Below are 25,530 nucleotides of genomic sequence, written 5' to 3'. Positions count from 1 at the left end.
TCCGGCTGGTTCCGGTACACGACTAGGTCGTTTCTTTCGGATCATCGCGCTGACCAGATGAAGATGGCGGCGAGGTGGAGTCCGGCGAGGTAGATGGTGGCGGTCTTGTCGTAGCGGGTGGCCAGGCCGCGCCACTGCTTGAGCTTGTTGATGCACCGCTCGACGGTGTTGCGGCGCTTGTAGGTGTCGTAATCGCATGCGGGTGGTCTGCCTCCGCGTCGGCCGAGGCGTTTGCGGTTGGCGACCTGGTCGGCGGGTTGCGGGATGACGGCCCGGATGCCGCGCCTTCTCAGGTGGGCGCGGATCGCGCGGGAGGAGTAGGCCTTGTCCGCCAGGACCGCCTCCGGCGTGGTTCTCGGTCTGCCGACGGGTCGGGGGACGCGGATGCGGGCCATGACGTGTTCGAACTCCGGTGCGTCGCCGGCCTGTCCGGGGGTGAGGACGAAGGCGAGCGGCCGGCAGTTGCCGTCAGCGGCGAGGTGGATCTTCGTGGTCAGCCCGCCGCGGGAGCGTCCGAGGGCATGGTGGTGGGGCTCGTCGGCCGGAGCCCCTTTTGACGGGCTCCGGCCGCGTGCTGGTGAGCGCGCACGACGGTGGAGTCGACCGCGACGACCCAGTCCAGGTCGCCGTCGGCGTCCGCCTGGGCGAGCAGAGCGGTGAAGACCTTCTCCCAGGTGCCGTCGAGCGCCCACATCCGCAGGCGGTTGTGGGCGCCCTTCCAGGACCCGAACCGCTCGGGCAGGTCCGCCCAAGGCGTCCCGGTGCGGTACTTGAACGCGATCGCGTCGATCACCTGCCGGTGATCACGCCACCTCCCACCCCGCTTCGGTGCCCGGTCCGGCAGCAACGGCTCGATCCGCGCCCACTGGGCATCAGTCAACGACACATCAGATCCAACGATCCGATGATCTGAAAGAAACGGCCTAGCTGCTGGCCGGGCGCGCCGCACGCCTCGAAGGTCTGGTAGGTCAGGGCCGGGCGTCCCGCCTCGGAGTGGATCAGGTTCTTGGCGGCGGAGCTCTTCCCGTGGACGGTGTGCGAGGACCACAGGCGGGCGAACTCCTCGCTCGTGGCCGAGAGTTCACGCACCAGAGACCGGAGGCGGCGGTATTCCGGGTAGAGGTCACTCGCCCGGCGCAGTCCCGCGACGACGCTCCCGGTGGTCTCGGTCCGGTCCGTGAAGAGGTCGCGGGCGGCGGGATCGAGGAAGGTCATCCGGGCGAGGTTGTCGGCCGGCCGGAACGGTGAGAACAGGGCGTGGACCAGGGTGTTGGAGGCGAGCAGGTCCATCGCGGGGTTGAGGACGAACGCCGGGGTGCCCGTCCAGGCGTCCAGCAGCTGGCGCAGCGCTGCGCCGACGTGCTCCTGCGGCTGCGCCGGCCGGCCGCCGGGCGGGGCATCCGCGAGCCGGAAGAGGTGTGCGCGCTCCTCTCCCTCCAGGCGCAGGGCCGCACTGATCGCGTCCAGGACCTGGGGGAGGGGCCGCGCTCGCGGCCCTGTTCGAGGCGGCCGTAGTAGTCGCTGTTCATGCCGGCCAGGACGGCGACCTCCTCGCGCCGAAGACCCGTTACCCGCCGGGCGCCGCAGGAGGTCAGACCCACGTCGGCCGGCCGCAGGCGGCCGTGGTGGGCGCGCAGGAAGTCCCCGAGATCGTTGTCGTCACCCTCTCACCCCAGGGTCCGTCGCCAGGCCGTGCCTGGGTGCGGCGCACCCAGGCACGGACCGTCCTGGCTGCCTCCCTCGGACTCCCACAGGCTGGCCGAGGCCCGGGGACAGGGCCGCACCGGAGCAAAGCCGACCCAGGGAGACGACGATGACGAAGATCACCAAGACCGTGGCGATCACGGGGGCGAGCAGTGGGATCGGCGCGGCGGCCGCGCGCAGGCTCGCCGCGGACGGACACCACGTGATGCTCGGCGCACGCCGCACCGACCGGCTCGGGCAGCTGGCGCAGAGATCAGCGCCCGGGGCGGCGCCGCGGCTCACCGGGTGCTGGACGTCACCGACGCGGCGGACGTACGGGCGTTCGTCGAGGCCACCCGGTCCGAGTTCGGCGGGATCGACGCCCTGGTGAACAACGCGGGGGTGATGCCCCTCTCGCCGCTGGACGCGCTGAGGACCGAGGGGTGGGACCACACGATCGACGTGAACGTACGCGGCGTCCTGCACGGCATCGCCGCCGCCCTCCCGGCGATGCGCGCCCGGGGCCACGGACACATCGTCAACATCTCGTCGGTCGGCGCGTACGAGGTGTCCCCGACCGCCGCCGTGTACTGTGCCACGAAGTTCGCCGTCCGCGCCATCACCGAGGGCCTGCGCCAGGAAGCGGCCGCCACGCTCCAGGTCACGCTCGTCTCCCCGGGCGTGACGGAGTCCGAGCTCGCCGACGGCATCACCGACCCCACGGCGCGGCAGGCCATGGCGACGTACCGCTCGGTCACGCTCCCCGCCGAGGCCGTCGCCGACGCCATCGCCTACGCGATCTCCCAGCCGCCCACGGTCGACCTGAACGAGGCGATCGTCCGTCCCGCCGCCCGCGCCCGGTAGGGCGGCCACAACAGGGAAATCCTCACTTCGCCTGCCAGGGTGCGAAGTTGACGCTCTGCCTGGTTGGGAAACTCATTGCGGCGAGAGCGTTGACGGCGCTGCGCTCTCCCGCCACGATGGTGGCTGCGCTGGGGCGCCCAGTGGATTGTTAACGCTCACAGTACCTCACAGCCACCCCTCTGGAGACCCTGTGTTCCGATTCCGCACGCCCCTGTCACGCCTCTGGGGTGTGGTCGCCGCGGTCGGCCTCGCCGTGGGCCTGAGCCTTCAGGCCGCCCCCCAGGCCAGTGCCGCCTCGCTGACGCAGATCACCGACTTCGGGACCAACCCGACCGGTCTGCAGATGCACCTCTACGTGCCGGCCACCGCCAAGGCCAACCCCCCGATCCTGCTGGCCCTGCACGGCTGTCAGGGCTCGGGGCCCTACCTGCACTCCAGCCAGGACTTCTCCTCGCTGGCCGACCGGTACGGCTTCCTCGTCATCTACCCCTCGACCAACCCCGGCGGGAGCTGCTGGGACGTCTCCTCCGACCAAGCGCTGACCCGCAACGGCGGCAGCGATCCGGTCGGGCTGATGTCGATGATCACCTACGCCCAGCAGCGCCACGGCGGCAACCCCAACGCCGTCTACGTCACCGGCCAGTCCTCCGGCGCGATGATGACCAACGTGATGCTCGCCGACTACCCCGACGTCTTCAAGGCGGGCGCGTCGTTCATGGGGGTGCCCTACCGCTGCTTCTACACCGGCACCGTCCGCGGCTGGAACTCGGCCTGCGCCCAGGGCCAGGTCAACCGGACCGCGCAGCAGTGGGGCGGTTCGGTCCGTACCTCGGGCTACCCCGGGTACACCGGCCCGCGCCCGCGCGTGCAGCTGTGGCACGGGACCAACGACACCATCCTGAGCCACAACAACCTCGGCGAAGCGGTCGAGCAGTGGACCGACGTCCTCGGCGTGAGCCAGACGCCCTCCACGACGGACAGCCCCGTGACCAACTGGACCCGCACCCGGTACAGGACCAGCGCCGGCACCACCCAGGTCGAGGCCTACAGCCTGGCCGCTTCGGGGCACGAACTGCCGGTCAAGGGCTCCACGATGGCCGCCGAGGCGATCCGCTTCATGGGCCTGGACGCGACCGCCCCCGGCGGCACCACCGGCGCGTTGCGCGCGGTGGGCGCGGGCAAGTGCCTGACCGACGCCAGCACGGCGTTGGGCACGCAGCAGCAGATCAACACCTGCAACGGCGGTGCCAACCAGACCTGGACGCGCACCGCGTCCAACCAGCTGACCGTCACCGTCGGCGGCAGCACGCTCTGCCTGGACGCCAACGCTCACGGCACCACCAACGGCACCAAGGCGGTCGCCTGGACCTGCAACGGCCAGGCCAACCAGCAGTGGCTGCTGAACGCGAACGGCACCGTCACCGGGGTGCAGTCGGGTCTCTGCCTGGACGTGGCCGGCCTGGCCACCACCGAGGGCACGCAGGTCCAGCTGTGGGCCTGCAGCGGCGGCGGCAACCAGCAGTGGACCCTGGCGTGACGCCGCGAGCGCACCGGTCCTGAGGACGGCCGAATCCCCGGAGCGGGCGTGCTCCGGGGATTCGGCACGTCATGTCACGTGCGCAGCGAGTCAGTTGCGGCGACGGGCGGCGAGGAGGACCAGGACCGCACCGGAGAGCACGAGACCGGCCGCTGCGCCCGCGGGCCCCGCGAGGCCGGTGGCACCGGTCTCGGGGAGTGCCGGTCCCTGTTCGGTCGGCCGCGGCGAAGCCGTCGGAACGGCGGTCGGCGTCGGCGTCGGTGTCGGGAGGGGCGTAGGCGTGGGGCTCGGTGACGGTGTCGGTGACGGCGGCGGGGGGTTCTGTCGGGTGTTGGTGACGGTGCAGGTGGCGCCACCCGCCGGGAGGTCGAGGGCGAAGCCGTCGGTGGAGTTGGTGGCGGTCGCGCCCTGGCAGGAGACCGTGCTGAGCGACCAGCCCTCCGGGAGCGCCTCGGTGACGGTGTGTCGGCCGGGCGCGAGGTACGTCGTCCCGACGTTGACCGGAGTGTCCGGCCGGGTGGTGCTGGCCGTGCCGAGGGTGGTGCCGTCCTCGGCGGTGAAGCCGAACGGTCCGCCCGCGCCGCCGGTGGTCTGCTTGAGCAGGGTGAGCGGGGCGACGGTGTCGCTCGGCGCGTCGGTGTAGACGCAGGTGACGGTGTCGGCGGCGGCCAGGGTGACGGAGGCCCGGGGGCCCGAAGTCGTAGTCGTGCTGGTGCCGTTGGCGGAGGTGCAGGCGAGGTCGGTCATGGTCCAGCCGGCGGGCACCTGCTCCTGCACCGTCCACGGTTGCCCGGTCTCGGCGCTCGGTGCCCGACGGAAGGACTGCTCGCCGTCGGCACCGGGGCCGGCGGTCAACTGGAAGAGGCCGCCGGGGTTGTAGGAGAGGTCGCCGTCGAAGGCGAACGGCCGTGCCGCGGCGGTGCCCAGCACGTGCTTGCGCACCACGACGGTCCCCGGCTCGGCGGGTTGGCGGACGGCGTAGTAGTAGCAGAAGACGTGGCTGGAGCCGGTCGGGTAGGCGGCCCGGTCCACGTTGTCGGCGCGCTGGTTGTCCACGGCGCAGCGCAACGTCGCGAACGAGTAGGTGTTGCCGAGCAGTTGCTGGTTGAGCGGGTCGGTGGGAGCGCCGCCCTGGATCTGCAGGCGGCGGTTCCGGGCGACCGCGATCAGGCTGTCGTCCAGGTCCACGGTGACCGCTCCCGCCAGGATGCGGCCGGTGTCGTTGCGGTTGGCGTCCAACTCGGGCACGGAGGCGAGGGTGGTGGCCCGGGTGAGCCCGTCCGGTGCGGGGGTGACGGTGGACAGGCCCTGCACCTCGCCGCCGATGCCGCTGCCCAGGCTGAACCGCCAGCCGGTCAGCGGCGTGCAGTTCGGGTCGTTGGCGGCCTCGACGTCCGGGGCCACGGGCTGGCCCTCGGAGTAGACCGAGTCCTTGCCGAGGTTCTGCAGGGACTGCATGTTGTCGTCCCGCTGCCGGTTGGCCATCACGTCGGAGTAGCTCGCGCAGACCCGGGCCACCAGGGTCAGCTTGAGGTCGCCGGTGGCTCTCGGCGCGGCGGCGGCCGGGTCCGCGCCCAGCGAGGCCACGGCCGCGAGGGCCGCCGCCGCACACCTCAGGGCGGCGCCGTGCAGGGGTGTCATGCGCATCAGCCTGGCCGCTCGGCGGCTGACGCATGATCAGACCGGGCTGCGCCGTGGCGCGTTCCACTCGATCGGCCCCCGTGGCTTCGGCCCCGCCAGGCCGGCTCAGCGGGCCGCCAGGACCAGCGCCAGGGCGATCAGGGCGGGAACGGTCTGCACGAAGACGATCTTCCGGCTGGACGTGACGGCACCGTAGGCGCCGACCACGGCGACGGACACCAGGAAGAACACCTTCGCCTGGAACCCCACGGGGTCGGAGGCGACGGCACCCCACACCAGGCCTGCGGCGAGGACGCCGTTGTACAGGCCCTGGTTGCCCGCGAGCGTCTTGGTCGCGGCGGCGAACTCGGCGGTGGTGCCGAAGGAGGACCTGGCCTTCGGGCCGGTCCACAGGAACATCTCCAGGACCAGGATGTAGGCGTGCACGGCCGCGATGAGCAGGACCGCGACGGTGGCGGTGATCGACATGGGGCCAGGCTCGCACAGGAGGGCCGCCGTCGCCCTGAGGCGGCCGACGGCCCGTCACCGGCGTGGCGGGACCCCGGCCGAGGTGTGGCCGGGGTCCCTCGGAGTGGCGCGCGCCGGTCAGCGCTGGAGGGTCAGGACCCCCGGACGCCACGGCAGTTGGTCGTAGGGGCCGCTCGCGTTCGGGGCCTTGCCCTGGTACAGGAGCTGCAGGTTGCAGGGGTCGATGGTCATGGTCTGGTCGGGGTTGCTGCGGACCAGGTCACCGTGGCTGATGTCGTTGGTCCAGCCGGCGCCGCTGTTGGCCTTGCCCGCGAAGGGGCTGCCCTCGGTGGCCGCCTGCGGGGTCCAGGAGCCGTTCAGGCTGGTGGCCGTGAAGGAGCGGAAGTAGCGGCCGCCCGATCCCTGGGCCTCGACGATCATGAGGTACTGGTTCTGGCCCTTGACCTTGTACACCTGCGGGGCCTCGAACAGGTTGGCCGCCGTGTCGCTCATGATCGTGGTGTACGAGGAGCCGAAGCTGCCCGGGAAGTTCCCGATCGGCATGCTCGCCCGGTAGATCTTGCCGTTGTCACCGGCGAAGAACAGGTACATGTTCTGGTCGTCGGCGATCAGCGTCTGGTCGATCGGGCCGGTCCCGGAGCCGGAGATGCTGCCGGTGAACAGCGGCTGCGGCGCGGACCAGCCATTGGGGTTGGTCGGGTCGCTGGAGGTGCGGTAGATGAACGGCCACTGGCCCCACTGGTAGGCCAGCACCCAGATGTTCTTCGGAGCGAAGTAGAACAGGGTGGGCGCCACCGCGGCCTGGCTCATCCCGGTCTGGCCTGCCGACGCCATGTCGGACCAGTTGGTGAAGGGACTGAAGGCCATCGAGCCGTACGTGGACCCGTTCACGTTCGAGGCGTAGACCAGGTGCTTGCCGTTCACCGTCACCGTGGTGAAGTCCTTCACCGCGGCCCAGCCGTTGGCCGGCTGCGCCAGCGCACCGTCGAGGACCACCGGTACGAGGACGGGAGGGGCGCAGGTGCCGCCGGTCGGCGTCGGGGTGGGCGTCGGGGTCGGCGTGCCGGTCAGGCCGGTCCACTTCTGGTTGCCGCCGCCGTTGCAGGTCCAGAGCTGCACCGCCGTGCCGTTGGCCGTGCCGCCGCCGGAGACGTCCAGACAGAGGCCGGACTCGACGCCGACCACGGTGCCGTCGTTGTTCACCCGCCACTGCTGGTTCGCTCCGCCGCTGCAGGCCAGATCTGCACCCGGGTGCCGGCGGTGGTCGCGTGGTTTGGGGACGTCCAGGCACTTGGTGCCGTTACAACGGTGAGCTGGTTGGTGGACGTCGCCGTCCACTGCTGGTCGCCCCGCCCCGAGCAGTCGTAGATCTGCAGGGCCGCGCCGTCGGCCTGACTGGCGCCCTGGACGTCCAGGCACCGGTTGGAGCCGGTGCCGCGCAGTGGGGGCCGCTGGTGGCGGCCTGGGCCGGGGCGGGCGACGAGCATCGCCGCCAGGGTCGCCACGGCGACGACCGCGGCGGCGAACGCCGCGGACAGCTGTCGGCGGCTGGAACTCCGTGTGTGCATGGGACCTTCTCTGTGGGTGGGGGAGCTGCGATCCGAGTCTGTTAGCGCTAACATTTTCGAGCGCGCAGAGCCGCTGAGCTCGTGACGAGGGAGGGTCGGTGCGGGGGTCAGCTCGTGGTGCAGGAGACCGTCGGCCAGGCGGAGCTGCCGTTCTTCAGGATGGTCATGCCCCAGTTGTCGCCCGCGCCGTTGGGGGTGGCGACGAGGGTCTGGGCGTCGGGGTAGGTGGCGTTGACGTTCCAGGTCGAGCCGACCTTCTCCGGGGAGGGGACCTTCACGGTCACCTTCCAGGCGCTCGATCCGGTGACCGAGACGTTCAGGTTGTAGCGGTCGCCCCACGAATCGCCGGCGGAGAGCGCCGCGGTGCAGCCGCCGCCGGGCGGGTTGCCGCCGGTGGTGCCGAGGGTGATGTTCGAGCTGCCGCTGCTCTGGTAACCCTCGGTGGCCATGATCTCGTAGTTCATGGTGCCGAGTCTCATCCCGGCCCGGGCCCAGGCGTCGAAGTGGTTCCCGACGGTGATGGTCCCGCCGGTCCGCCGGGTCTGACGGACGCTCCAGTACTGGTTGAAGGTCTTGATGCCTTCGATGGAAGGCGCGTTGTAACGCGTCGTCTGGTAGATGTCGTACGTCCCGCCGTCGCTGGTGACGGTGCCCTTGTACGTCCCGGAGGGCCGGTACGAGCCGTAGTTCTCGACGATGTAGTACTCGACCAGCGGGTTGGTGCTCCAGCCGTACAGCGCCAGGTACGCGTTGCCGTTGGTGCTCCAAGTCCCGGAGTACGTCACGGGGTTGCGCGATCCGGTGCGCCAGCCCTTGCCGGCCACGAAGTTGCCGACCTTGCTCCAGGAGGTGCCGTAGTTGCCGCCGCCGTTCAGCGACATCGAGGACGCTCCGACGCCGTCGCTCCAGAACGAGTAGAAGTACCCGCCGTCGGTGCCGGTCCGGTTGGTGGTGACGGTCGCGGCCTCGGCGGTGCCGGGCAGGGCCAGGACGACCGCGAGGGCCGGGGCGAGGACGCGCACCGCGCTGACGGTCCGTCGGGCGCGGCAGGGGGTGCGGCTCTTGGGGTGGGGAGAGTTCACGAGGGTGTTCCGTCCTGCGGGTGGGGTGGGGGTGGGTGCGGCCCCGCGCCACCGACGACCGCATGGGGGTGGGTCGGACGGACGGTGTCGCGCAGCGCCGCACGGAGCCGACGGGTCGTCAACATCGTTGGGGGCGATGCCGATGGGTGGGTGCGACCTTGTCGACGGCGCCAGTGTTGGGCCACGCTCGACGGGCTGTCAACACTTTCGACTGGAGCGGCGACAGATTCGCTCGCGCTCGGATCCGGCTTGTCCGGCAAAAACCCTGTTCCGTGGCACGGGTGACGCGGAAGACGGCGATTCGATCGTCAGATGACCTACTGCGCCCCGAATTTGAGCGAAATGATGGAGCTCATTGGGCGAAAGTTTCGGCGACTCGGCTCGGATGGAGCGGTGCTCGCTCCCCGGCCGGCACGGGTCAGGTGGACGTCCTGATCCGGGGCTGAAGTGGTCGGGTGAAGAGCCCGTCCGGAGAGCCGGGCCGCGCCGTCGCTGCGGCCCGGCTCCCCGGTGCTCAGCGGGCGCCGAGGAGGTGTTCGAGGGCGAGCTGGTCGAGCTGTTCGAAGGCCATGCCCCGGGAGGCCGCGGCGTCCATGTCGAAGTCCTCGAAGGCCGAGCGGTCCGCCAGCAGGCCGGCCAGGCCGTCTTCGGCGGTGGGGAGGGCGAGTTCGAGGAGGCGGGAAGCGGCGAGGGCGGCCTGCACCTCGGGGTCGGAGCGGAAGGCGCGGGAACGCTCGGCCAGCAGAAGGTAGTTGCGCATGCAGGCGGCCGCCGAGGCCCAGACGCCGTCGAAGTCCTCGGTGCGGGGCGGCTTGAAGTCGAAGTGCTTCGGGCCGTCGTAGCCGGCGTTCTCCAACAGGTCGACCAGCCAGAAGGCCTGCCGCAGGTCACCCGCGCCGAAGCGGAAGTCTTGGTCGTACTTGATGCCGGACTGGCCGTTCAGGTCGATGTGGAACAGCTTCCCGTGCCACAGCGCCTGGGCGATGCCGTGCGGGAAGTTCAGCCCGGCCATCTGCTCGTGGCCGACCTCCGGATTGAGGCCGACCCGGTCCGGGCGCTCCAACTCGTTGATGAAGGCCAGGGCGTGACCGACCGTCGGCAGCAGGATGTCGCCCGCGCGGCTCGTTCGGCTTGGGCTCGATCGCGAAGCGCAGGTCGTAGCCCTGCACCTCAACGTACTCACCCAGCAGGTCGAAGGCCTCCTTCAGCCGGTCCAACGCCACCCGCACGTCCTTGGCCGCGCCCGACTCGGTGCCCTCCCGGCCGCCCCAGGCGACGTAGGTGGTGGCGCCGAGCTCGGCCGCGAGGTCGATGTTGCGGATCGTCTTGCGCAGCGCGTAGCGGCGCACGTCGCGGTCGTTGGCGGTGAACGCGCCGTCCTTGAAGACCGGGTGGGTGAAGAGGTTGGTGGTGGCCATCGGCACCTTCAGCCCGGTGGCATCCAGGGCAGCGCGGAAGCGCTTGACGGTCTGCTCGCGCTCGGCCTCGCCAGCGCCGAACGGGATCAGGTCGTCGTCGTGGAAGGTAACGCCGTGGGCGCCGAGGGCGGCCAGCCGCTGGACGGTCTCGACCGGGTCGAGCGCGGGCCGGGTGGCGTCGCCGAACGGGTCGCGCCCCTGCCAGCCGACGGTCCACAGACCGAAGGTGAAGCGGTGCGCGGGGGTGGGGACGAGCGGGTCGATGGACATCAAAGGGCTCCGGATCGGTGCGGGGGGTGTTTGTTATGGCTCTCAACAAATTAGTATGTCGCAACGCCAGAAGGAACCCCCCGGAGGAACGCATGGCTCAGCAGCGCGTCGTGATCGGCGTGGACAGCTCGACGCAGTCCACCAAGGCCATCGCCGTCGACATCGACACGGGCACCGTGGTCGGAGAGGGCCGGGCCGGACACACCGTCAGCTCGGGAACCGGCCGCGAGAGCGACCCCGAGCAGTGGTGGCGGGCACTCGGCGAGGCCGCCGCCGCCACCGGCTGGGCCGACCGCGCGGCCGCCGTCTCGATCGCCGGCCAGCAGCACGGACTGGTCACCCTCGACGCGGCCGGGGCGCCGGTCCGTCCGGCGCTGCTCTGGAACGACGTCCGCTCCGCACCCCAGGCGGCCGAGCTGCGGGACGGGTTCGGCCCCGAGGAGCTCGCCCGCCGGACCGGCAGTGTCCCGACCGCCGCCTTCACCGCCGCCAAGTGGGCGTGGCTGCGCGCCAACGAGCCCGCCGCCGCCGACCGGGCCGCCGCCGTCCGCCTGCCGCACGACTACCTGACGGAGCGTCTGACCGGCGAGGCCGTCACCGACCGCGGCGACGCCTCCGGCACCGGCTGGTGGGGGCCGGACGGCTACGACAAGGACCTGCTGGCCCGGATCGGCCTCGACCCGGGCCAGCTGCCGCAGGTCCTCCCGCCGGGCGCCCGGGTGGGCGTGGTCCGCCCCGGGACGCCGCTGCGCGAAGGCGCGTTGGTGGCCACCGGCACCGGCGACAACATGGCCGCGGCCCTCGGCCTGGGCCTGGAGCCGGGCCGCCCGGTGCTCAGTCTCGGCACCTCCGGCACCGTCTACGCCGTCGGCCGGAACAGGCCCGCCGACCCCACCGGTACCGTCGCGGGCTTCGCCGACGCCCTCGGCGCCTGGCTGCCGCTGGCCTGCACCCTCAACTGCACCCTGGCCGTCGACCGGATCGCGGCCCTGCTGGGCCGCGGCCGGGAGGATGTCGAGGACGGGGGCACCGCCGTCGTCCTGCCCTACCTGGACGGTGAGCGCACCCCGGACCTCCCGGCCGCCTCCGGCCTGGTCCACGGCCTGCGCCACGACACCACGCCGGGGCAGCTGCTCCAGGCCGCCTACGACGGCGCGGCCCACGCCCTGCTGACCGCGCTCGACTCCGTGCTGCGCGCGGGCGGTAACGACCCGTCGGGCGAGGAGCCGCTGCTGCTGATCGGCGGCGGCGCCCGGGGCCGGGCCTGGCAGCGGACCGTGCTGCGGCTCTCCGGCCGGGCGGTCCTGGTCCCCGAGGCCCAGGAGCTGGTGGCCCTCGGCGCCGCCGCCCAGGCCGCCGCGCTGCTCACCGGCGAACCGGCCGACGCGGTCGCCCGCCGCTGGCGCACGGCGGAGGGACCGCTGATCGAACCGGTGGCGCAGGACCACGACGCCCTGGCTCGGATCGGGGATACCCTGCGTCGGGCCGGGGCCTTGCAAGGTGCCCCGGCCGGGGACCGGTAGGAAGGGCGGCACGTGGCAGCGGTCGGCAGGACGGGCATGGGCGCGGAGAACGGGCCGGCCTGGCAACAGGACATGCGGCGGCAGAACCTCGCGGTGGTCCTCGGCACGGTCGCCGCGCACACCCCGCTCTCCCGCGCCGACGTGGCCGGGCGGGTCGGGCTGACCAGGGCGGCCGTCTCCTCGCTGGTCGACGAGCTGATCGCCCGCGGCACGCTGACCGAGGGCGTGGCCACCGCCAGCGGACGGGTCGGGCGGCCCGGCCGGGCACTGGCGCTGAACGGCGAGGGCCCGGCCGGCCTCGGCCTGGAGATCGGGGTCGCCCACCTCGGCGCCTGCGTGGTGGACCTGCGCGGCGAGCCCCGGGTCTGGTGCCGGACCGAGCGGCCCAACGCGGGGCTGCCGGCCGGGGAGGTCCTGGCGCGGGCCGCCGCGTTGGCCGCCGAGGCGGAGGCCGAGGCGGCCGCCCTCGGACTGCGGGTCGAGGGCCGGGTGCTGGCCGTTCCCGGTGTGGTCCCGAACGAGCCCGACGGCCTGGTCGAGCGCGCGCCCAACCTCGGCTGGCACACCGTCAGGATCGCAGACCACTGGCCCGACCCGGACACCGTGCCCGAGCCGGAGAACGAGGCCAACCTCGGTGCGCTGGCCGAGTACTGGAGCGCGGAGGAGAGCGCCGAGACCTTCGTGCACGTCTCCGCCGAGGCCGGGATCGGCGCCGCCTTGGTCCTCGACGGCCGCCTGTTCCGCGGGGCCCGGGGCTTCGCCGGAGAGCTCGGCCACGTGCCGGTCCACCCGGACGGCCCCGGCTGCGTCTGCGGCTCCCGGGGCTGCCTGGAGCAGTACGCGGGCGAGGCGGCGGTCCTGCGGGAGGCGGGCCTCGCGCCCACCGACCTCGCGGGGGCCGACCGGGGCGACCCGGTGGTCCTGCTGGCTGAGCGGGCCAGGGCGGGCCACCCGCCGACCGTACGGGCGCTGGAGCGCGCGGGCCGGGCCCTCGGCCTGGCCCTGGCGTCCGCCGTCGAACTCATCGACCCGGACGGCCTGGTACTCGGCGGCACCTATGCGGAGCTCGCCGAGTGGCTGCTGCCGGCCGTCCGCGCCGAGCTGGCCGACCGGGTCACCGTGCGCCCGTGGGAGCCGGAGGCGCTGCGGCCCTCCGCCCTCGGGCGGCGCGGGCCGCTGCTGGGCGCGGCGCTGACCACGGTGCACCGGATCATGGCGGACCCCACCCTGCTGTCCGCCGACTGACCCCCCGGTGTGGCAGGGCTGCCACTCGCGCTGTTGCATCGGATGAATGTGCGGTGACGGCGGCGCGGGACGGTGCCGTCGTGCTCCACCTGCCGGAGGGCGCGGACCGTACGGTCCTGACCGACCCGGCCGGCGAGGTGATCGCCCGCGCCTGTGACGTCCGCCGGGAGTTCGCGTTCCCGCTCCGGGCCGGCGGCCGGTACCGGCTCTCGTTCGAGGGGTGACGCCGCGCGGGGCCGGCCGTCCTCGGACGACCGGCCCCGCGGGGTGCTGACGGGCGATCAGCAGGTGCTGTTGGTCTGGGTCAGCAGGCCCATCCGGTAGGGGAGCTTGATGTAGTCACCGGAGGCGCTCGGGTCGAGGCCCTGGTAGACGTACTGCAGCTTGCAGGGGTTGATCGGCAGGGTTTGGTCGTTGCCCGAGCGGACCAGCTCGCCGTGGCTGAAGTCCTGGGTCCAGGCGGTGCCGGAGAAGGTGACGTTGTTCCGGCCGGCGAACGGCTCGCCCTCGGTGGCGGCCAGCGGGGTCCAGGTACCGGTGAGGCTCGGGGCCGTCCAGGAGCGGAAGTAGCGGCGGCCGGTGCTGCCGATCGCCTCGACCACCATCAGGTACTCGTCCTTGCCCTGGACCTTGTAGACGTTGGACGCCTCGAACAGGTTGTTGGGGGTGTCGGACATGATCATCTGGGTGTTGCCGTAGCCGTTCGGGAAGTTCGCCAGGGTGGTCTGGGCCCGGTACATGTGGCCGTTGTCGTCGGCGAAGAACAGGAAGCAGTTGGCGGCGTCACAGATCGTCCAGAAGTCGATCCAGGTGCCGTTGCCCTTGTTCTGGGTCACGATCGCGGGCTCGGTGGAGATGAAGGTCTTCGGCGCGGTCCACAGCGCCGGGTTGCTCGGGTCGGTGCTGGTCGAGTAGGACGGCGGCCCGGTCTGGAAGACCATGTACCAGAGGTTCTGCGGCGCGAAGTAGAAGACCTGCGGCGCGGCCCGGTAGCCCTTGCCGATGCCGGAGCCGGTGTCCAGGTAGGTCGGGGTCGCGGCGGCGGCCTGGGACCAGTCGGAGAAGGTGAACTGCTCCAGGTTCCAGCCCGCGGTGCCGCTGGCGGTGGTCGCGTAGACGATCCACTTGTCGTTGTGGCGGATCACCGAGAAGTCCTTGATCGCCGCGATGTCCGGGTGTGCGGAGTCGGGCTTCGGCCCGGCCAGTACACCGCTGGAGCTCCATCGGAAGGTGGACGGCAGCGAGCCGCCGCCGCTGCCGCCGCCGCCGACGTCGCCGACCGGGACGAGCTGCCACTGCTGGTTGGTCCCGCCCCAGTCGGCGTACTGGACCACCTTGCCGCCGTCGGCGGTGGAGGCACCCTGCACCTCCAGGGCCTTGCTGCTGTGCTTGTTGATCAGGCGCACGTGGCCGTCGGGGGAGTCGGCCAGCCGGAACTGCTGGTTGGCCGCGTTCAGGTCGGACCACTGGACGACGTCGGCGCCGTCGGCGGAGGACCAGTTGTAGTTGTCCAGCACCTTGCCGGACGTGCGGTTCTGCAGGCGGAAGTAGCCGCTGCCGGAGTCCAGGAACCGCCACTGCTGCACGGAGGCGTTGGTGCGCGTCCACTGCACGACCGAAGCGCCGTTGCCCGTACCGCCGTTGTAGTCGTCCAGGGCCTTGCCGCTGTTGCGGTTGACCAGGACGTACCACTTGGCGGTGTCGACCGTGGCGGCCGCGGCGGTGGTGGTGTTGACCGAGACCAGGAAGCCGGCCAGGAAGACCACCGAGAGCACGGCGGCCAGGCGCGAGCGCCAACCACGTGCGTTCATGTGCACTCTCCTACGGGTGGGGTGGGGAGCGCCGGAGAGGTTATTGTTAACGCTAACAACTTGAACGGTGAATTTCCGGCGTGTGGCAGGGAGGTAATCAGGGCCTGCTGGGGCTGTCAAGACCTCGCGCAGGAATCCGTCTGCACCTGACCACCTGCCAAGATGCTTGACCGTATGGGAAGTTCAGGCGCGGATCGGCGGCGGCGTAGCGGAGTGGGCGACCGGGTCGGAGGGCCCGGCCGGCCGTTCGGTTTGAGAGCGCTAACAGACCGTCAGCTCTCCCCGGGCCGCCAGCTGACCTCGGCGACGACTGGCGGGACGGTGAGTATCGCCGCGCGGTCCGCCTCCCAGCGGTCGATCGGCCGGGCGTCGGTGGAGCGGTATCGGCGCCGGTTGGCGATCTGCAGCCAGGCCGTCAGCTGGGTGTTGAAATCGTCGGGGCCGGTGAAGACGCGGTCTACCGGCGGAGCGGGACGACCCCGCCGCCGGGGCCACGCAGTTCGGACTCGCCGCAGCGGCTTGGCAGCGGATCGGCCGTCCGTTCGAGGCCGCCCGGTGCACCGACTCGGCCACCCGGTCGGGCGCGGCCGCCGCAGTGAACTCTCGCCCCGCGAACGCCAGGTGGCCGAAACTCCTCGCCTGCGGGTGCGACCAACCAGGAGATCGCCCGGGCCCAGGTGCTGTCGCCGCGCACCGTCGAGCGGTACGCGGCGCAGGTCCTCCGGAAGCTCGGGGTGAGCCGGACGAACGTCGGACACCCGCTGTACAGGGAGACCTGACGGCCCGGCCGGGTCCGCGCGCGGCCAGTGCGCTCGGTGGGCCGCCAGCACCTGTGCCAGCGCGGCCAGAGCCGGAAGGGTCCAGACGAAGATGACCTTCCGGCTGGCCGTGGCGGCACCGTACGCGCCGACCACGGCCACACGCATCAGGAAGAACACCTCCGCCTGGAAACCCCCTGGGTCGGACGCGACGGCACTCCACACCAGGCCCGCGGCGAGGAAGCCGTCGTACAGCCCCTGATTGGCGGCGGGCGTCTTCGTCGCGGCGGCGAATTCCTCGGTGGTCCCGAAGGCCGCTCGGGCTTCCGCGCCGGCCCACAGGAACATCTCCAGGACCATGGTGCAGGCGTGCACGGCGGCGATGAAGGACCGCGACGGTGGTGATGATCGACATGGCCAAGGCCCGCACTGGGCTTGATCCGCTTTGACGGACACCCCTGATCAGGGGCCTTGATCCCGGAGGGATGATGTCCGTCATGGGGAGCATGGGGAAGAAGAAGCCGCGTCCTCGCCGCTCGTTCACGCCGGAGTTCAAGGCTGAGATCGTCGGGCTGTGCCGGCAAGGCGACCGCTCGGTCGGCCAGGTGGCGAAGGACTTCGACCTGACCGAGACCGCGGTGCGGGCCTGGGTGAACCAGGCTCAGACCGACGCCGGCGAACGCGACGGCCTGACCAGCGACGAGCGCGAGGAACTGGCCCGGTTGCGGCGGGAGAACCGGCGCCTGCGCGAGGACGTCGACATTCTCCGTCGTGCAACGGCTTTCTTCGCGAAGGAGACCCGGTGACGGTGCACCCGTTCATCGAGGCGGAGAAGCGGGCAGGCCGCAACGTCAAACGGGCGTGCGAGCTGTTGAAGGTCTCCCGAGCCGCCTTCTACGCCCGCCGCACCGCAACTCCCGGTCCCCGCAAGGTCCGTGACGCCGAACTCACCGAGAGGATCACCGAGGTTCCGGGGAATCGCGCGGCAGCTACGGCGCCCCGCGCGTCCACGCCGTATTCCAGCGCCAAGGTGAGCGGTGCGGCCGGCGCCGCATCGCGCGCCTGATGCGCCAGGCCGGCCTGGCAGGGCTGCACCGACGGCGGCGGCAGCGCACCACCGTCCCCGGCCCGCACGCCGCCGCCCGGCCCGACCTGGTCCTGCGGGACTTCGAACCCAACCCGTGGGCCACCGACACACGTTGGTGCGGCGACATCACCTACATCCCGACCGAGGAGGGCTGGCTCTACCTGGCCACCGTCATCGACATCGCCTCCCGCCGCGTGGTCGGCTGGGCCACCGCCGACCACCTGCGGACCGAACTCGTCGCCGATGCCCTGCGCACCGCCTGCCACCAGCGTCGGCCCGCCGGACACGTGATCTTCCACTCCGATCGCGGCTGCCAGTACACCAGTAGCGAATTCGCCGGCTTGGCAAGCGAGTTCGGCATCCGCCTGTCCGTGGGTCGTACCGGGCAGTGCTGGGACAACGCCCTCGCCGAGTCCTTCTTCGCCACCCTCAAACGGGAGTTGACCGACCACCGGACCTGGCCCAGCCGGGCAGCGGCCCACTCCGCGATCTTCGAGTGGATCGAAAGCTGGTACAACATACACAGGCTGCACAGCAGCCTCGGCTACCGCAGCCCCGCCGAGTACGAGACCGTCCTCGCAGCCTGACCACCACACCGCAGGTGTCCGTCAAAGCGGAGCAAGCTCACACCGACTGTCCGGGGCAACAGCAATCCTGCCCGGAGCTTCCAGGCCAGACACTACGACGCACACGCACGTCGGTGGCCGGCCTCCTGTCCCGCGCTGCGCTCCCAGCACATTCGACGCGCCACGCCCTGGCAAGCAAACGCCGCGCCCGGCCCAGCCAGCCTCGCCACGCCCCGGACGGAGTTGCCATCGCGTCCGGCGCCGGGTCGGAGCTACACCTGCTACCCGATGAGTGACGGCGCCGTCGGAGGCGACAACCGCACCGCCCGCCGCATCCGCCTGTTCAAGAACACCACCTGCCAGGGCTACGCCACCGCCGTCATCGAGCCCGGCTACTCCTGGCACGACCGCAGCAGCGTCTACCTGTCCTTCGCCACCGTCTGACCCAGCCCGGCGCCGCGGACCCGGCCTCGCGTCGTGCGCCGGCGTCGGGTGCGGGCACCCGAAGGGCTCCGGGTGCCCGCAGGCATCGGTCAGGCGACGTCGAGCCAGAACTTCTCGTGCTCGCCGCCGATGGCGTTGGTCTGGCAGTTCACGGTGCCGCCCGGGCCGGTCTCGGCGGTGACGCCGCTGCCGGTCACCAGGCGCAGGCAGATGCCGGGGAAGGCCTGGGAGGCGAGGGAGAAGGACCCGTCGGGCTGGGCGATCAGGAGGAACTTCTCCCACGGGCCCAGCCCGAACTGACAGTTGACCGTGCCGCCACCGGCCATGGTGGAGGGGACGCCGTTGCCGTCCATGCGCAGGAACACGTTCGCGGACACCGCCGACTCGAAGGAGAACGAGCCGTCCGCGTTGGCGTGGACCTTGAAGGCCGTCAGCGGACCGGGCCCGTACTGGCAGTTGACCTTGCCGCCACCGTTGTCCGTCGCGGTGCTCACGCCCGCGCCGTCCAGCCGCAGGAAGACGTTGTGGAAGAACGTCGACTGGATGCCGATCGGCTTGCCACCGAGCTTGGTCAGGTCGGCTGCTGACAGTGCCATGAGGGATGTCTCCTTCTGCCCGCATGTGCCGCGGACGCGGTCGGGTCGCCGCCCAGGGGTCCCTGGTGGCGCACGCTGCCGGGGCCGCTCCGGACACCGGCTCCGGCACGGCGCCGCCCACGGGCGGCAGGGCTCACGGGGCGCCGGCCGGGTCCGCCGCAGTCCCGCATATGACAGCGACACGTAGCATCAGCGCGGTCACCCGCCGCTGTCGACGGTGCCTGCGGGACGAGCAGCCGGAACCAGCCACGATCCCCAACCACCCCACCAGTAAAGGCAGTTGACTGCCATATCCGCCTAGGTTCTGTCCGGCGGATCGGGTCTGGTCCATAGGCGGATCGAGGCGACGGTGACGGTCCCGTGGAAGACGTAGGCCCGTTTGTCGTAGCGGGTGGCGACGGCGCGGAAGGTCTTGAGGCGGTTGATGGTGCGCTCGACTTCGTTCCGGCGCCGGTAGGTGTCCGCGTCGAAGACGGGTGGCCGGCCTCCTTTGCTGCCGCGGCGCCGGCGGTTCGCCCGCTGGTCCCGGGGTTCGGCGATGGTGTGCTTGATGTGGCGTCTGCGCAGGTAGGTGCGGTTGCGGCGGGAACTGTAGGCCTTGTCCCCGCTGACGTGGTCGGGCCGCGTGCGTGGACGCCCGCCGCCCGGCCGTGGGACGCGGATGCGCTCCAGGACGGCGACGAGCCGCGGTGCGTCGCCCCACTGACCCGGTGTCACCAGCAGGGACAGGGGGCGGCGTCCGCCTTCGCCGGCCAGGTGGATCTTCGTTGTCAGCCCGCCCCGGGAGCGTCCGAGACCCTCGTCGGGGCGGTGCTGCCGGGGCGTTGATCTTTTTTCGGGATCCGCGGTTCCCGGTGGGGCGCCCCGGCGGCGTGCTGATGGGCGCGGCACGAGGTCGAATCCACGCCCACCAGGCTCCAGTCCACGCGGCCCTGAGCGTCGGCGTCGGCCTGGACCGACTGGAGGATCCGGTCCCAGGTGCCGTCCGCGCACCACTGCCGGTGTGAAGTAGGCCGCCGGCGAGGTGCTCGTGGCGCGAGTCCTTTTCCGACGGCCCCTTCCCGAACGGTGCGGGCTAGTTTCCCAGCACACCGCTCTCCAGTGACGCTTTTCGAGTGGACGAGGGAGCCCGTCCTGCGTGGATTCCGTTGTGACATGCTTGGCAGACCACCAGGGTCTTTCGCCTGCGCGACGCCATAATCAGCGCCCACACTGGACGGGTAGGCCGACCCGGCTTGTTCAGGTCTGCGAGCCTGCGGATATGGTGGACTGAGCTTGCTCCGCTTTGACGGACACCTGCGGTGTGGTGGTCAGGCTGCGAGGACGGTCTCGTACTCGGCGGGGCTGCGGTAGCCGAGGCTGCTGTGCAGCCTGTGTATGTTGTACCAGCTTTCGATCCACTCGAAGATCGCGGAGTGGGCCGCTGCCCGGCTGGGCCAGGTCCGGTGGTCGGTCAACTCCCGTTTGAGGGTGGCGAAGAAGGACTCGGCGAGGGCGTTGTCCCAGCACTGCCCGGTACGACCCACGGACAGGCGGATGCCGAACTCGCTTGCCAAGCCGGCGAATTCGCTACTGGTGTACTGGCAGCCGCGATCGGAGTGGAAGATCACGTGTCCGGCGGGCCGACGCTGGTGGCAGGCGGTGCGCAGGGCATCGGCGACGAGTTCGGTCCGCAGGTGGTCGGCGGTGGCCCAGCCGACCACGCGGCGGGAGGCGATGTCGATGACGGTGGCCAGGTAGAGCCAGCCCTCCTCGGTCGGGATGTAGGTGATGTCGCCGCACCAACGTGTGTCGGTGGCCCACGGGTTGGGTTCGAAGTCCCGCAGGACCAGGTCGGGCCGGGCGGCGGCGTGCGGGCCGGGGACGGTGGTGCGCTGCCGCCGCCGTCGGTGCAGCCCTGCCAGGCCGGCCTGGCGCATCAGGCGCGCGATGCGGCGCCGGCCGCACCGCTCACCTTGGCGCTGGAATACGGCGTGGACGCGCGGGGCGCCGTAGCTGCCGCGCGATTCCCCGGAACCTCGGTGATCCTCTCGGTGAGTTCGGCGTCACGGACCTTGCGGGGACCGGGAGTTGCGGTGCGGCGGGCGTAGAAGGCGGCTCGGGAGACCTTCAACAGCTCGCACGCCCGTTTGACGTTGCGGCCTGCCCGCTTCTCCGCCTCGATGAACGGGTGCACCGTCACCGGGTCTCCTTCGCGAAGAAAGCCGTTGCACGACGGAGAATGTCGACGTCCTCGCGCAGGCGCCGGTTCTCCCGCCGCAACCGGGCCAGTTCCTCGCGCTCGTCGCTGGTCAGGCCGTCGCGTTCGCCGGCGTCGGTCTGAGCCTGGTTCACCCAGGCCCGCACCGCGGTCTCGGTCAGGTCGAAGTCCTTCGCCACCTGGCCGACCGAGCGGTCGCCTTGCCGGCACAGCCCGACGATCTCAGCCTTGAACTCCGGCGTGAACGAGCGGCGAGGACGCGGCTTCTTCTTCCCCATGCTCCCCATGACGGACATCATCCCTCCGGGATCAAGGCCCCTGATCAGGGGTGTCCGTCAAAGCGGATCAAGCCCAGCCCGGCCCGGCGCAGCCGACGGCTGTGCGACCGACGCCGCGCACCTTCGGCGTCTTGAGGACGTCCACCGGGCGGGCCCACAGTCTCCGGGCCGACCTCGCCGCCGCCGTCGGCCCGGATCACCCGAGCACGCTACAGGTGGACGCACTGCTCGCGGACCTCGCCTGGCTGTCCGGTGGCCACAGCCTGGCGGTGGCGCGGTGGACCTCGGTGGCCCTCGCCCGGGCAGGAACGGAGGGCTCTGACAGTCCCCAGGCACGCTTCGCCGCTCGGCAGGCCGCAGCAGCCTGGAAGCACGTGCCCGACGCGAGTGCCGCCGACGTGGGCCGTCCGCTGTTGGCGATGCTCCTTCAGATCGCGCCCTTGCCCGAGGTCAACCCGATCGTCCGCACTGTCCGCCGGCGTGTCGAAGAGCTGGACTGACCGAATCCGCAAGTGACTGTCGTCGTCATGGCCTGGGGCCGAGGCCGTGGGCGTTCGGGCTCACCCGCCGGTCAACGTGCCTCTGCGCATTGCGGGTTCGTGCATCGTCCAGGGGTCCACGATTCCAACCGTCGGCCGTCCGCGTCGGTGACGGTGCCGGCGTGGTCGGGCTCGACGGCTGAGTTGCACCGGGGGCACGTCATGTCTTTCGGCTTCCTCGTGCCAGTGCGGCGCTCGGCCATGTCATGTCTCCTTGCTGGGCCCAGGGCATGCCTGAGTCGGTGGAACGGGTGCGAGCTCCCAAGGTGCACCTAGGAGTAGACGATGGCAGAGCTCGGGTGGCGCATCGGTGCGGCGCCAGGCTCCTTCCGTTGAATCCGGTGCGCTGTTGAATCGGATTTCGGGGTGGAGCAGGGGTGAGGTCTGCTCGGTGACGTAGCGGAGCTTGCCGAGGCCGCGGATGTCGGGCTCGCCTCGTCGGGAGATGGCGGGCAGAATCCGACGGCGGGTCAGCTCCAGGGGGACATGCTGATTGTCGCAGTCGGCGGGCCAGGCCGTAGGTGACCGCGCCGAGCATCGCTCCGCCCAGGGCGAAGGCGACCGCCGCACCGGCAATGGCCGACAGCTCCACCGAGAAGGTGGAGCCGAGGACGTCGTGCGCCGGAGTCGCTGTCTGAGGACCGGGGCCGGGGTCGCGGGGCAAGTCCGAGAACACCGGGGGTGGGGACCCCGGCCACGAGGAGACCTCCGGGCGGCGGGCGTCGGTTCCACCGTGGCGGGACGCCCACGGCCGTGTCGCCGGCAGTGCGGTGGCCGCTCCGGGACGGTCCGGAGCGGCCACCTGGCGAAGGCCGCCGCGGTCAGCGGGTGGTGTACCCACCGTTCGCGAACAGGGTCTGTCCGGTGATCCACCCGCCCTCGGTGGCGAGGAAGGTGACGATGGGGACGATGTCCTCGATCTTCGTGAGTTCGTTGCCGAGGGCCTGGGACTTGTGGAAGGCGACCCGCTCGGGAGTCTCCTGTCCGTAGAAGAACGGGGTGTCCATCGGCCCGGGCGCGATGTTGTTCACCGAGATCCCTCGTGCCGCGAACTCCTTCGCGGCCGCCCTGGTGAAGTGCTCCACCGGTGCCTTGAGCCCGGCGTAGGTGGAGTACCCGTCGGTGAAGGCGGCCAGTAGGGAGGTGACGATGGTGATCAGCCTGCCGCCGTCGTTGAGCTGTCGGCCGGCCTCGCGGATGAAGAAGTAGGCCGCCTTGGCGTTGACGTCCGACATCCGGTCGTACTCCGCCTCGGTGGTGTCCACAATCGGCTTGCGCAGGACCATGCCGGCGGTGTTCACCGCTACGTCGATCCCGCCGAACCTCTCCTTCACCACGGCGAACACCCGCTCCACCTCGGCCACGTCGGACAGGTCGGCCTGCACCGCGAGGGCTTCACCCCCGGCCCGCTCCACTGCCTCGACGGTGGCCTCCGCGTCGGCCTTGGCCGCGTCCGAGTGGAAGTGCACTCCCACCTTCGCCCCGTCGGCCCCCACCGTCCGGCTGATCAGTCCGCCGAGGTTCTTCGCGCCCGCGCCGACCAGGACGACCTTGCCGGCAAGGCTCTTGTTGTCGCTCATGATGCTCGTTCCTCCGCTGTCGGGTGTCGGGGAGTGCCCCCGGACGCCTGCGGTGTTGATCGTCACATATGGGCTGGATTGTCCGGAATGTCCATGCGCGGATCGGCTCCGGAAACAGGACCAAGGTCCCGCCGGACCCCCGCCGAACTGCGGGCCCGGCGGGCCCGTCCGGCCTCCGGCCCCCGCCGGTCGGCGGGGTGGTCACCCGTCCGCCCCGTTCCGGCGGTGACGGGTGGCCGGCGCTGCCTACGGTCGGAGGGCACGCCCGGCGCACCCGGGGAGTGGAGCGACGGCGAGAGGCAGGGCCCTGCGGTGGATCCGGTGACCGAGTCCCTCGGTGAACTCCTGGGGCGGTGAGCGCCCTGAAGGGCGGCGAGGTCGCCTCCTACATCCCGCAGCTGGCCAAGGCGGACCCGGACGACTTCGGGATCGCGATCACCAGCATGGCCGGCCGTCGCTACAAGGTGGGGAAGGCCGACACGCCCTTCACCATCCAGTCGGTCTCCAAGCCCTTCGTCTACGCGCTGGCGCTCTCCGACCTGGGCCCGGAGGAGATGCTCCGGCGGGTCGGTGCCGAGCCCAGCGGCGAGGCGTTCAACGCGATCAGCCTGGAGCCGCACACCGGGCGGCCGGCCAACCCGATGGTCAACGCCGGCGCGATCGCCACCACCGCCCTGGTGCGGGCGGCCGACCCCGGAGCCCGGTCGGCCCGGATCCTGGACCGGCTGTCGGCGTTCGCGGGCCGCCGCCTGGACCACGACGAGGAGGTGTACGCCTCCGAGTCCGCCAGCGGTGACCGCAACCGCGCGCTCGCCTACCTGATGCGGGCGGCCGGATCACTGGTGGACGACCCGTACGCGGTGACCGACACCTACTTCCGCCAGTGCGCCGTCCGGGTCACCGCGGCCGAACCTCGCGGTGATGGCCGCGACGCTGGCCACCGGGGGGCTCAACCCCGTCACCGGCGAACGGGTCGTCAGCCAGCTGGTGGCGACCCGGACGCTGGCCGTGATGGCCACCTGCGGAATGTACGACGGTGCCGGGGAGTGGCTGTTGAACGTCGGGCTGCCGGCCAAGAGCGGTGTGGCGGGCGGGCTGATCGCGTGCAGCCCGGGCCGCTTCGGCGTCGCCGTCTACAGTCCGCCGCTGGACGCGGAGGGCAACTCCGTCCGGGGCGTGGCGGCGCTGACCGAGATGTCCTCGCGGTACGCGCTGCACCTCATGCACGTCCCGGTGCACATGACCGCCACCGTGACCGACACGGTGCGCGCGGCGCGCTCCGGCCGTGAACACGATCCCGCGCGGACCGCCGTCCTGGACGCGCGGCCCATCGTGGTGATCGGCGCCCAGGGAGACCTGGAGTTCACCGAGACCGAGCAACTGCTGGCAGCGGTGGAGCGGGCCGCCGAGGCCGCTCCCGGCGCGATCGTGCTCGACCTCACGGCGGTCACCGCCGTCGGGGCGGGCCCCGCGACCATGGTCGAGGGGACCTTGAAGGACCTCGAACGACGCGGTCTGCGGGTCGCCGTCGCCGTCCAGCAACCGTTCCTGGACCAGGTCGACGGCCCTCCCGGCCGATGGACGGCCACGCGCGACGAGGCGGTGGCCTGGTGCGAGGACCGGCTCCTGGAGGACGCGGGCTGACGGTGCGTCGGCAGTGCGGGTGCGGGTGCGGGACGCGGAGAGCGGGAGGCGGCCGGTGGTTCAGGACGGTGCACCACAACCGATGTGACGACCCGTCAACCGATCGGCCCTGCAGGCCGCCCCGCAGGAGGCCGGTTCCGTGGTGATTGCGTAGGCGGGCCCGCTGGCCACGGACGTGCGCAGGCCGGAGGCCCTCAGCCGGGCCGCGACGGCCAGTGCCTCCCCGGCCCCGGGTGCCAGGAAGACGCAGGTCGAACCGGCTCCGCACACCAGCGCCGCCAGTGCCCCGGCCTCCAGGCCGGCGTCCAGGGTCCGCCGTAGCAGGGGGAGGAGGGAGAGGGCGGCCGGCTGCAGGTCGTTGGTGAGGCGACGGGCCAGTGCCTTGACGTCGCCCCGCTGCAGGGCGGCGAGCAGCCTGTCGTCGGCACGGTCCGGACTCCCCTCGGAGCCGCGTGGTGGCCGGACCTTCCCGGCTGCCCGGAGCTCGTCCCAGCGGCGGAACACCTCGGGGGAGCGAAGCGGGCGGTCCGCCGGAGCCAGCACCCAGTGGGTGTCCGTGCCCACCGCGACCGGCACCAGCCGGTCTCCCCGGCCGGTGGCCAGCGCCGCGCCGCCGTGCAGTCCGAACGGCACCTCGGTGCCCAGGGTGCGGGCCAGCCGGGTCAGGACGGAGGGCAGGGTCGCGGTGCCCCACAGGAGGTCGCAGGCGAGCAGGGCGGCGGCGCCGA

General features: G+C 71.7%; 23 protein-coding genes and 8 pseudogenes. 12 read left to right on the top strand and 19 right to left on the bottom strand.

Features of this window, described 5'->3' with window-relative positions:
* Positions 1-41 precede the first annotated feature (41 nt).
* The 3 genes and pseudogenes from ABD946_RS27125 to ABD946_RS27115 form a co-directional block, all read right to left on the bottom strand.
* Positions 42-901, bottom strand: a protein-coding gene (locus ABD946_RS27125; protein ID WP_425558645.1) for an IS5 family transposase whose coding sequence is annotated in 2 segments (ribosomal slippage) — positions 42-544 and positions 544-901 — 861 coding nt in all. Because the reading frame shifts where the segments join, the coding sequence is not laid out codon by codon here.
* Positions 877-1,335, bottom strand: a complete 459-nt coding sequence (locus tag ABD946_RS27120) for an MmyB family transcriptional regulator (protein ID WP_345287968.1) — start codon at positions 1,333-1,335, stop codon at positions 877-879. The genes ABD946_RS27125 and ABD946_RS27120 overlap by 25 nt, the downstream gene beginning before the upstream one ends.
* Before the next feature lie 176 nt (positions 1,336-1,511).
* Positions 1,512-1,601, bottom strand: a pseudogene (locus ABD946_RS27115) (transcriptional regulator); the annotation flags it as partial.
* A 212-nt stretch (positions 1,602-1,813) separates the two neighbouring features.
* Here ABD946_RS27115 and ABD946_RS27110 point away from each other — a divergent pair.
* Positions 1,814-2,547, top strand: a pseudogene (locus ABD946_RS27110) (SDR family oxidoreductase).
* Between the two features lie 190 nt (positions 2,548-2,737).
* On the top strand, positions 2,738-4,084 hold the full coding sequence (locus ABD946_RS27105) for an extracellular catalytic domain type 1 short-chain-length polyhydroxyalkanoate depolymerase (protein ID WP_345287906.1): 1,347 nt from the start codon (positions 2,738-2,740) through the stop codon (positions 4,082-4,084).
* A 90-nt stretch (positions 4,085-4,174) separates the two neighbouring features.
* On the opposite strand, the gene ABD946_RS27100 is transcribed toward ABD946_RS27105, so the two are convergent.
* From ABD946_RS27100 to xylA, 6 genes and pseudogenes are all read right to left on the bottom strand, one after another.
* Positions 4,175-5,725 carry a prealbumin-like fold domain-containing protein gene (locus tag ABD946_RS27100; RefSeq protein ID WP_345287904.1) on the bottom strand — a complete coding sequence of 517 codons (1,551 nt, stop codon included), beginning with the start codon at positions 5,723-5,725 and terminating at the stop codon, positions 4,175-4,177.
* Positions 5,726-5,830: 105 nt separating this feature from the next.
* Complete coding sequence (locus ABD946_RS27095; protein WP_345287903.1) at positions 5,831-6,193, bottom strand: DUF1304 domain-containing protein; 363 nt, start codon at positions 6,191-6,193, stop codon at positions 5,831-5,833.
* 117 nt (positions 6,194-6,310) lie between these two features.
* Entirely contained in the window at positions 6,311-7,480 is a 1,170-nt protein-coding gene (locus tag ABD946_RS27090) for a non-reducing end alpha-L-arabinofuranosidase family hydrolase (protein ID WP_345287966.1), read from the bottom strand.
* The gene (locus ABD946_RS27085; RefSeq protein ID WP_345287901.1) at positions 7,393-7,761 is read right to left on the bottom strand and encodes a ricin-type beta-trefoil lectin domain protein; all 369 of its coding nucleotides are present in this window, start codon (positions 7,759-7,761) and stop codon (positions 7,393-7,395) included. Before ABD946_RS27085 ends, ABD946_RS27090 begins: the two co-directional genes overlap by 88 nt.
* Before the next feature lie 107 nt (positions 7,762-7,868).
* Positions 7,869-8,843, bottom strand: a complete 975-nt coding sequence (locus ABD946_RS27080; protein WP_380150144.1) for a glycoside hydrolase family 11 protein — start codon at positions 8,841-8,843, stop codon at positions 7,869-7,871.
* A 514-nt stretch (positions 8,844-9,357) separates the two neighbouring features.
* A pseudogene (gene xylA, locus ABD946_RS27075) lies at positions 9,358-10,531 on the bottom strand (xylose isomerase).
* 92 nt (positions 10,532-10,623) lie between these two features.
* On the opposite strand from xylA, the gene xylB reads away from it, so the two are divergent.
* The 3 genes from xylB to ABD946_RS27060 are packed head-to-tail and all read left to right on the top strand — an operon-like array spanning position 10,624 to position 13,523.
* Positions 10,624-12,054 carry a xylulokinase gene (gene xylB / locus ABD946_RS27070; RefSeq protein WP_345287899.1) on the top strand — a complete coding sequence of 477 codons (1,431 nt, stop codon included), beginning with the start codon at positions 10,624-10,626 and terminating at the stop codon, positions 12,052-12,054.
* A gap of 36 nt (positions 12,055-12,090) precedes the next feature.
* Positions 12,091-13,299, top strand: a complete 1,209-nt coding sequence (locus ABD946_RS27065; protein ID WP_345287962.1) for an ROK family transcriptional regulator — start codon at positions 12,091-12,093, stop codon at positions 13,297-13,299.
* Between the two features lie 53 nt (positions 13,300-13,352).
* Positions 13,353-13,523: a hypothetical protein gene (locus ABD946_RS27060; protein WP_345287897.1), complete on the top strand. Its 171-nt coding sequence runs from the start codon at positions 13,353-13,355 to the stop codon at positions 13,521-13,523.
* Positions 13,524-13,580: 57 nt separating this feature from the next.
* Here the strand turns inward: ABD946_RS27060 and ABD946_RS27055 are convergent, their stop codons facing one another.
* Both ABD946_RS27055 and ABD946_RS27050 read right to left on the bottom strand, forming a co-directional pair.
* Positions 13,581-15,110, bottom strand: a complete 1,530-nt coding sequence (locus tag ABD946_RS27055) for a non-reducing end alpha-L-arabinofuranosidase family hydrolase (RefSeq protein WP_345287895.1) — start codon at positions 15,108-15,110, stop codon at positions 13,581-13,583.
* Positions 15,111-15,382: 272 nt separating this feature from the next.
* Entirely contained in the window at positions 15,383-16,243 is an 861-nt protein-coding gene (locus tag ABD946_RS27050; RefSeq protein WP_345287894.1) for a DUF1304 domain-containing protein, read from the bottom strand.
* Positions 16,244-16,374: 131 nt separating this feature from the next.
* On the opposite strand from ABD946_RS27050, the gene ABD946_RS27045 reads away from it, so the two are divergent.
* The 4 genes and pseudogenes from ABD946_RS27045 to ABD946_RS27030 all read left to right on the top strand — a co-directional run bounded on the left by ABD946_RS27045 (position 16,375) and on the right by ABD946_RS27030 (position 17,965).
* Positions 16,375-16,674: a transposase gene (locus tag ABD946_RS27045; RefSeq protein WP_425558707.1), complete on the top strand. Its 300-nt coding sequence runs from the start codon at positions 16,375-16,377 to the stop codon at positions 16,672-16,674.
* On the top strand, positions 16,671-16,934 hold the full coding sequence (locus ABD946_RS27040) for a hypothetical protein (RefSeq protein ID WP_345287890.1): 264 nt from the start codon (positions 16,671-16,673) through the stop codon (positions 16,932-16,934). The genes ABD946_RS27045 and ABD946_RS27040 overlap by 4 nt, the downstream gene beginning before the upstream one ends.
* Positions 16,904-17,542 (top strand): annotated as a pseudogene (locus ABD946_RS27035) (IS3 family transposase); the annotation flags it as partial. The gene ABD946_RS27040 and the pseudogene ABD946_RS27035, both read left to right, overlap by 31 nt.
* A gap of 267 nt (positions 17,543-17,809) precedes the next feature.
* A complete protein-coding gene (locus ABD946_RS27030) occupies positions 17,810-17,965 on the top strand; it encodes a hypothetical protein (protein WP_345287893.1) in 156 nt (51 codons plus the stop codon).
* 89 nt (positions 17,966-18,054) lie between these two features.
* Here ABD946_RS27030 and ABD946_RS27025 read toward each other — a convergent pair whose 3' ends face one another.
* The 6 genes and pseudogenes from ABD946_RS27025 to ABD946_RS27000 all read right to left on the bottom strand — a co-directional run bounded on the left by ABD946_RS27025 (position 18,055) and on the right by ABD946_RS27000 (position 21,039).
* Positions 18,055-18,561, bottom strand: coding sequence for a fascin domain-containing protein (locus ABD946_RS27025; protein ID WP_345287892.1), 507 nt, complete (start codon positions 18,559-18,561; stop codon positions 18,055-18,057).
* A gap of 297 nt (positions 18,562-18,858) precedes the next feature.
* Positions 18,859-19,565: pseudogene (locus tag ABD946_RS27020) on the bottom strand (IS5 family transposase); the annotation flags it as partial.
* Between the two features lie 71 nt (positions 19,566-19,636).
* Entirely contained in the window at positions 19,637-19,804 is a 168-nt protein-coding gene (locus ABD946_RS27015) for an HNH endonuclease (protein ID WP_425558711.1), read from the bottom strand.
* A gap of 67 nt (positions 19,805-19,871) precedes the next feature.
* Positions 19,872-20,510 (bottom strand): annotated as a pseudogene (locus tag ABD946_RS27010) (IS3 family transposase); the annotation flags it as partial.
* A complete protein-coding gene (locus ABD946_RS27005) occupies positions 20,480-20,743 on the bottom strand; it encodes a hypothetical protein (protein WP_345287890.1) in 264 nt (87 codons plus the stop codon). The pseudogene ABD946_RS27010 and the gene ABD946_RS27005, both read right to left, overlap by 31 nt.
* Positions 20,740-21,039, bottom strand: a complete 300-nt coding sequence (locus ABD946_RS27000; RefSeq protein ID WP_425558707.1) for a transposase — start codon at positions 21,037-21,039, stop codon at positions 20,740-20,742. Before ABD946_RS27000 ends, ABD946_RS27005 begins: the two co-directional genes overlap by 4 nt.
* Before the next feature lie 215 nt (positions 21,040-21,254).
* On the opposite strand from ABD946_RS27000, the gene ABD946_RS26995 reads away from it, so the two are divergent.
* Positions 21,255-21,539, top strand: coding sequence for a hypothetical protein (locus ABD946_RS26995; RefSeq protein ID WP_345287888.1), 285 nt, complete (start codon positions 21,255-21,257; stop codon positions 21,537-21,539).
* 860 nt (positions 21,540-22,399) lie between these two features.
* Here ABD946_RS26995 and ABD946_RS26990 read toward each other — a convergent pair.
* Complete coding sequence (locus ABD946_RS26990) at positions 22,400-23,158, bottom strand: SDR family oxidoreductase (protein ID WP_345287886.1); 759 nt, start codon at positions 23,156-23,158, stop codon at positions 22,400-22,402.
* Between the two features lie 353 nt (positions 23,159-23,511).
* Here ABD946_RS26990 and ABD946_RS26985 point away from each other — a divergent pair.
* Both ABD946_RS26985 and ABD946_RS26980 read left to right on the top strand, forming a co-directional pair.
* Positions 23,512-24,006 (top strand): annotated as a pseudogene (locus ABD946_RS26985) (glutaminase); the annotation flags it as partial.
* 73 nt (positions 24,007-24,079) lie between these two features.
* Positions 24,080-24,802 carry a glutaminase gene (locus tag ABD946_RS26980; protein WP_345287884.1) on the top strand — a complete coding sequence of 241 codons (723 nt, stop codon included), beginning with the start codon at positions 24,080-24,082 and terminating at the stop codon, positions 24,800-24,802.
* A 60-nt stretch (positions 24,803-24,862) separates the two neighbouring features.
* Here ABD946_RS26980 and ABD946_RS26975 read toward each other — a convergent pair.
* A pseudogene (locus ABD946_RS26975) lies at positions 24,863-25,530 on the bottom strand (hypothetical protein); the annotation flags it as partial.

It is taken from the genome of Kitasatospora albolonga, from assembly GCF_039535905.1.
Lineage (GTDB): Bacteria > Actinomycetota > Actinomycetes > Streptomycetales > Streptomycetaceae > Kitasatospora > Kitasatospora albolonga.
The sequence above is the reverse complement of the archived record's forward strand: the minus strand, read 5'-3'. Positions and strand labels throughout refer to the sequence as shown.

Coding starts and splice junctions, on each gene's coding strand:
- ABD946_RS27055 (WP_345287895.1), bottom strand. CDS start 15,110: ATGAACGCACGTGGTTGGCGCTCGCGCCTGGCCGCCGTGCTCTCGGTG.
- ABD946_RS27045 (WP_425558707.1), top strand. CDS start 16,375: ATGGGGAAGAAGAAGCCGCGTCCTCGCCGCTCGTTCACGCCGGAGTTC.
- ABD946_RS27025 (WP_345287892.1), bottom strand. CDS start 18,561: ATGGCACTGTCAGCAGCCGACCTGACCAAGCTCGGTGGCAAGCCGATC.
- xylB (WP_345287899.1), top strand. CDS start 10,624: ATGGCTCAGCAGCGCGTCGTGATCGGCGTGGACAGCTCGACGCAGTCC.
- ABD946_RS27065 (WP_345287962.1), top strand. CDS start 12,091: ATGGGCGCGGAGAACGGGCCGGCCTGGCAACAGGACATGCGGCGGCAG.
- ABD946_RS27030 (WP_345287893.1), top strand. CDS start 17,810: ATGAGTGACGGCGCCGTCGGAGGCGACAACCGCACCGCCCGCCGCATC.
- ABD946_RS26990 (WP_345287886.1), bottom strand. CDS start 23,158: ATGAGCGACAACAAGAGCCTTGCCGGCAAGGTCGTCCTGGTCGGCGCG.
- ABD946_RS27000 (WP_425558707.1), bottom strand. CDS start 21,039: ATGGGGAAGAAGAAGCCGCGTCCTCGCCGCTCGTTCACGCCGGAGTTC.
- ABD946_RS27095 (WP_345287903.1), bottom strand. CDS start 6,193: ATGTCGATCACCGCCACCGTCGCGGTCCTGCTCATCGCGGCCGTGCAC.
- ABD946_RS27100 (WP_345287904.1), bottom strand. CDS start 5,725: ATGACACCCCTGCACGGCGCCGCCCTGAGGTGTGCGGCGGCGGCCCTC.
- ABD946_RS27085 (WP_345287901.1), bottom strand. CDS start 7,761: ATGCACACACGGAGTTCCAGCCGCCGACAGCTGTCCGCGGCGTTCGCC.
- ABD946_RS26980 (WP_345287884.1), top strand. CDS start 24,080: ATGGCCGCGACGCTGGCCACCGGGGGGCTCAACCCCGTCACCGGCGAA.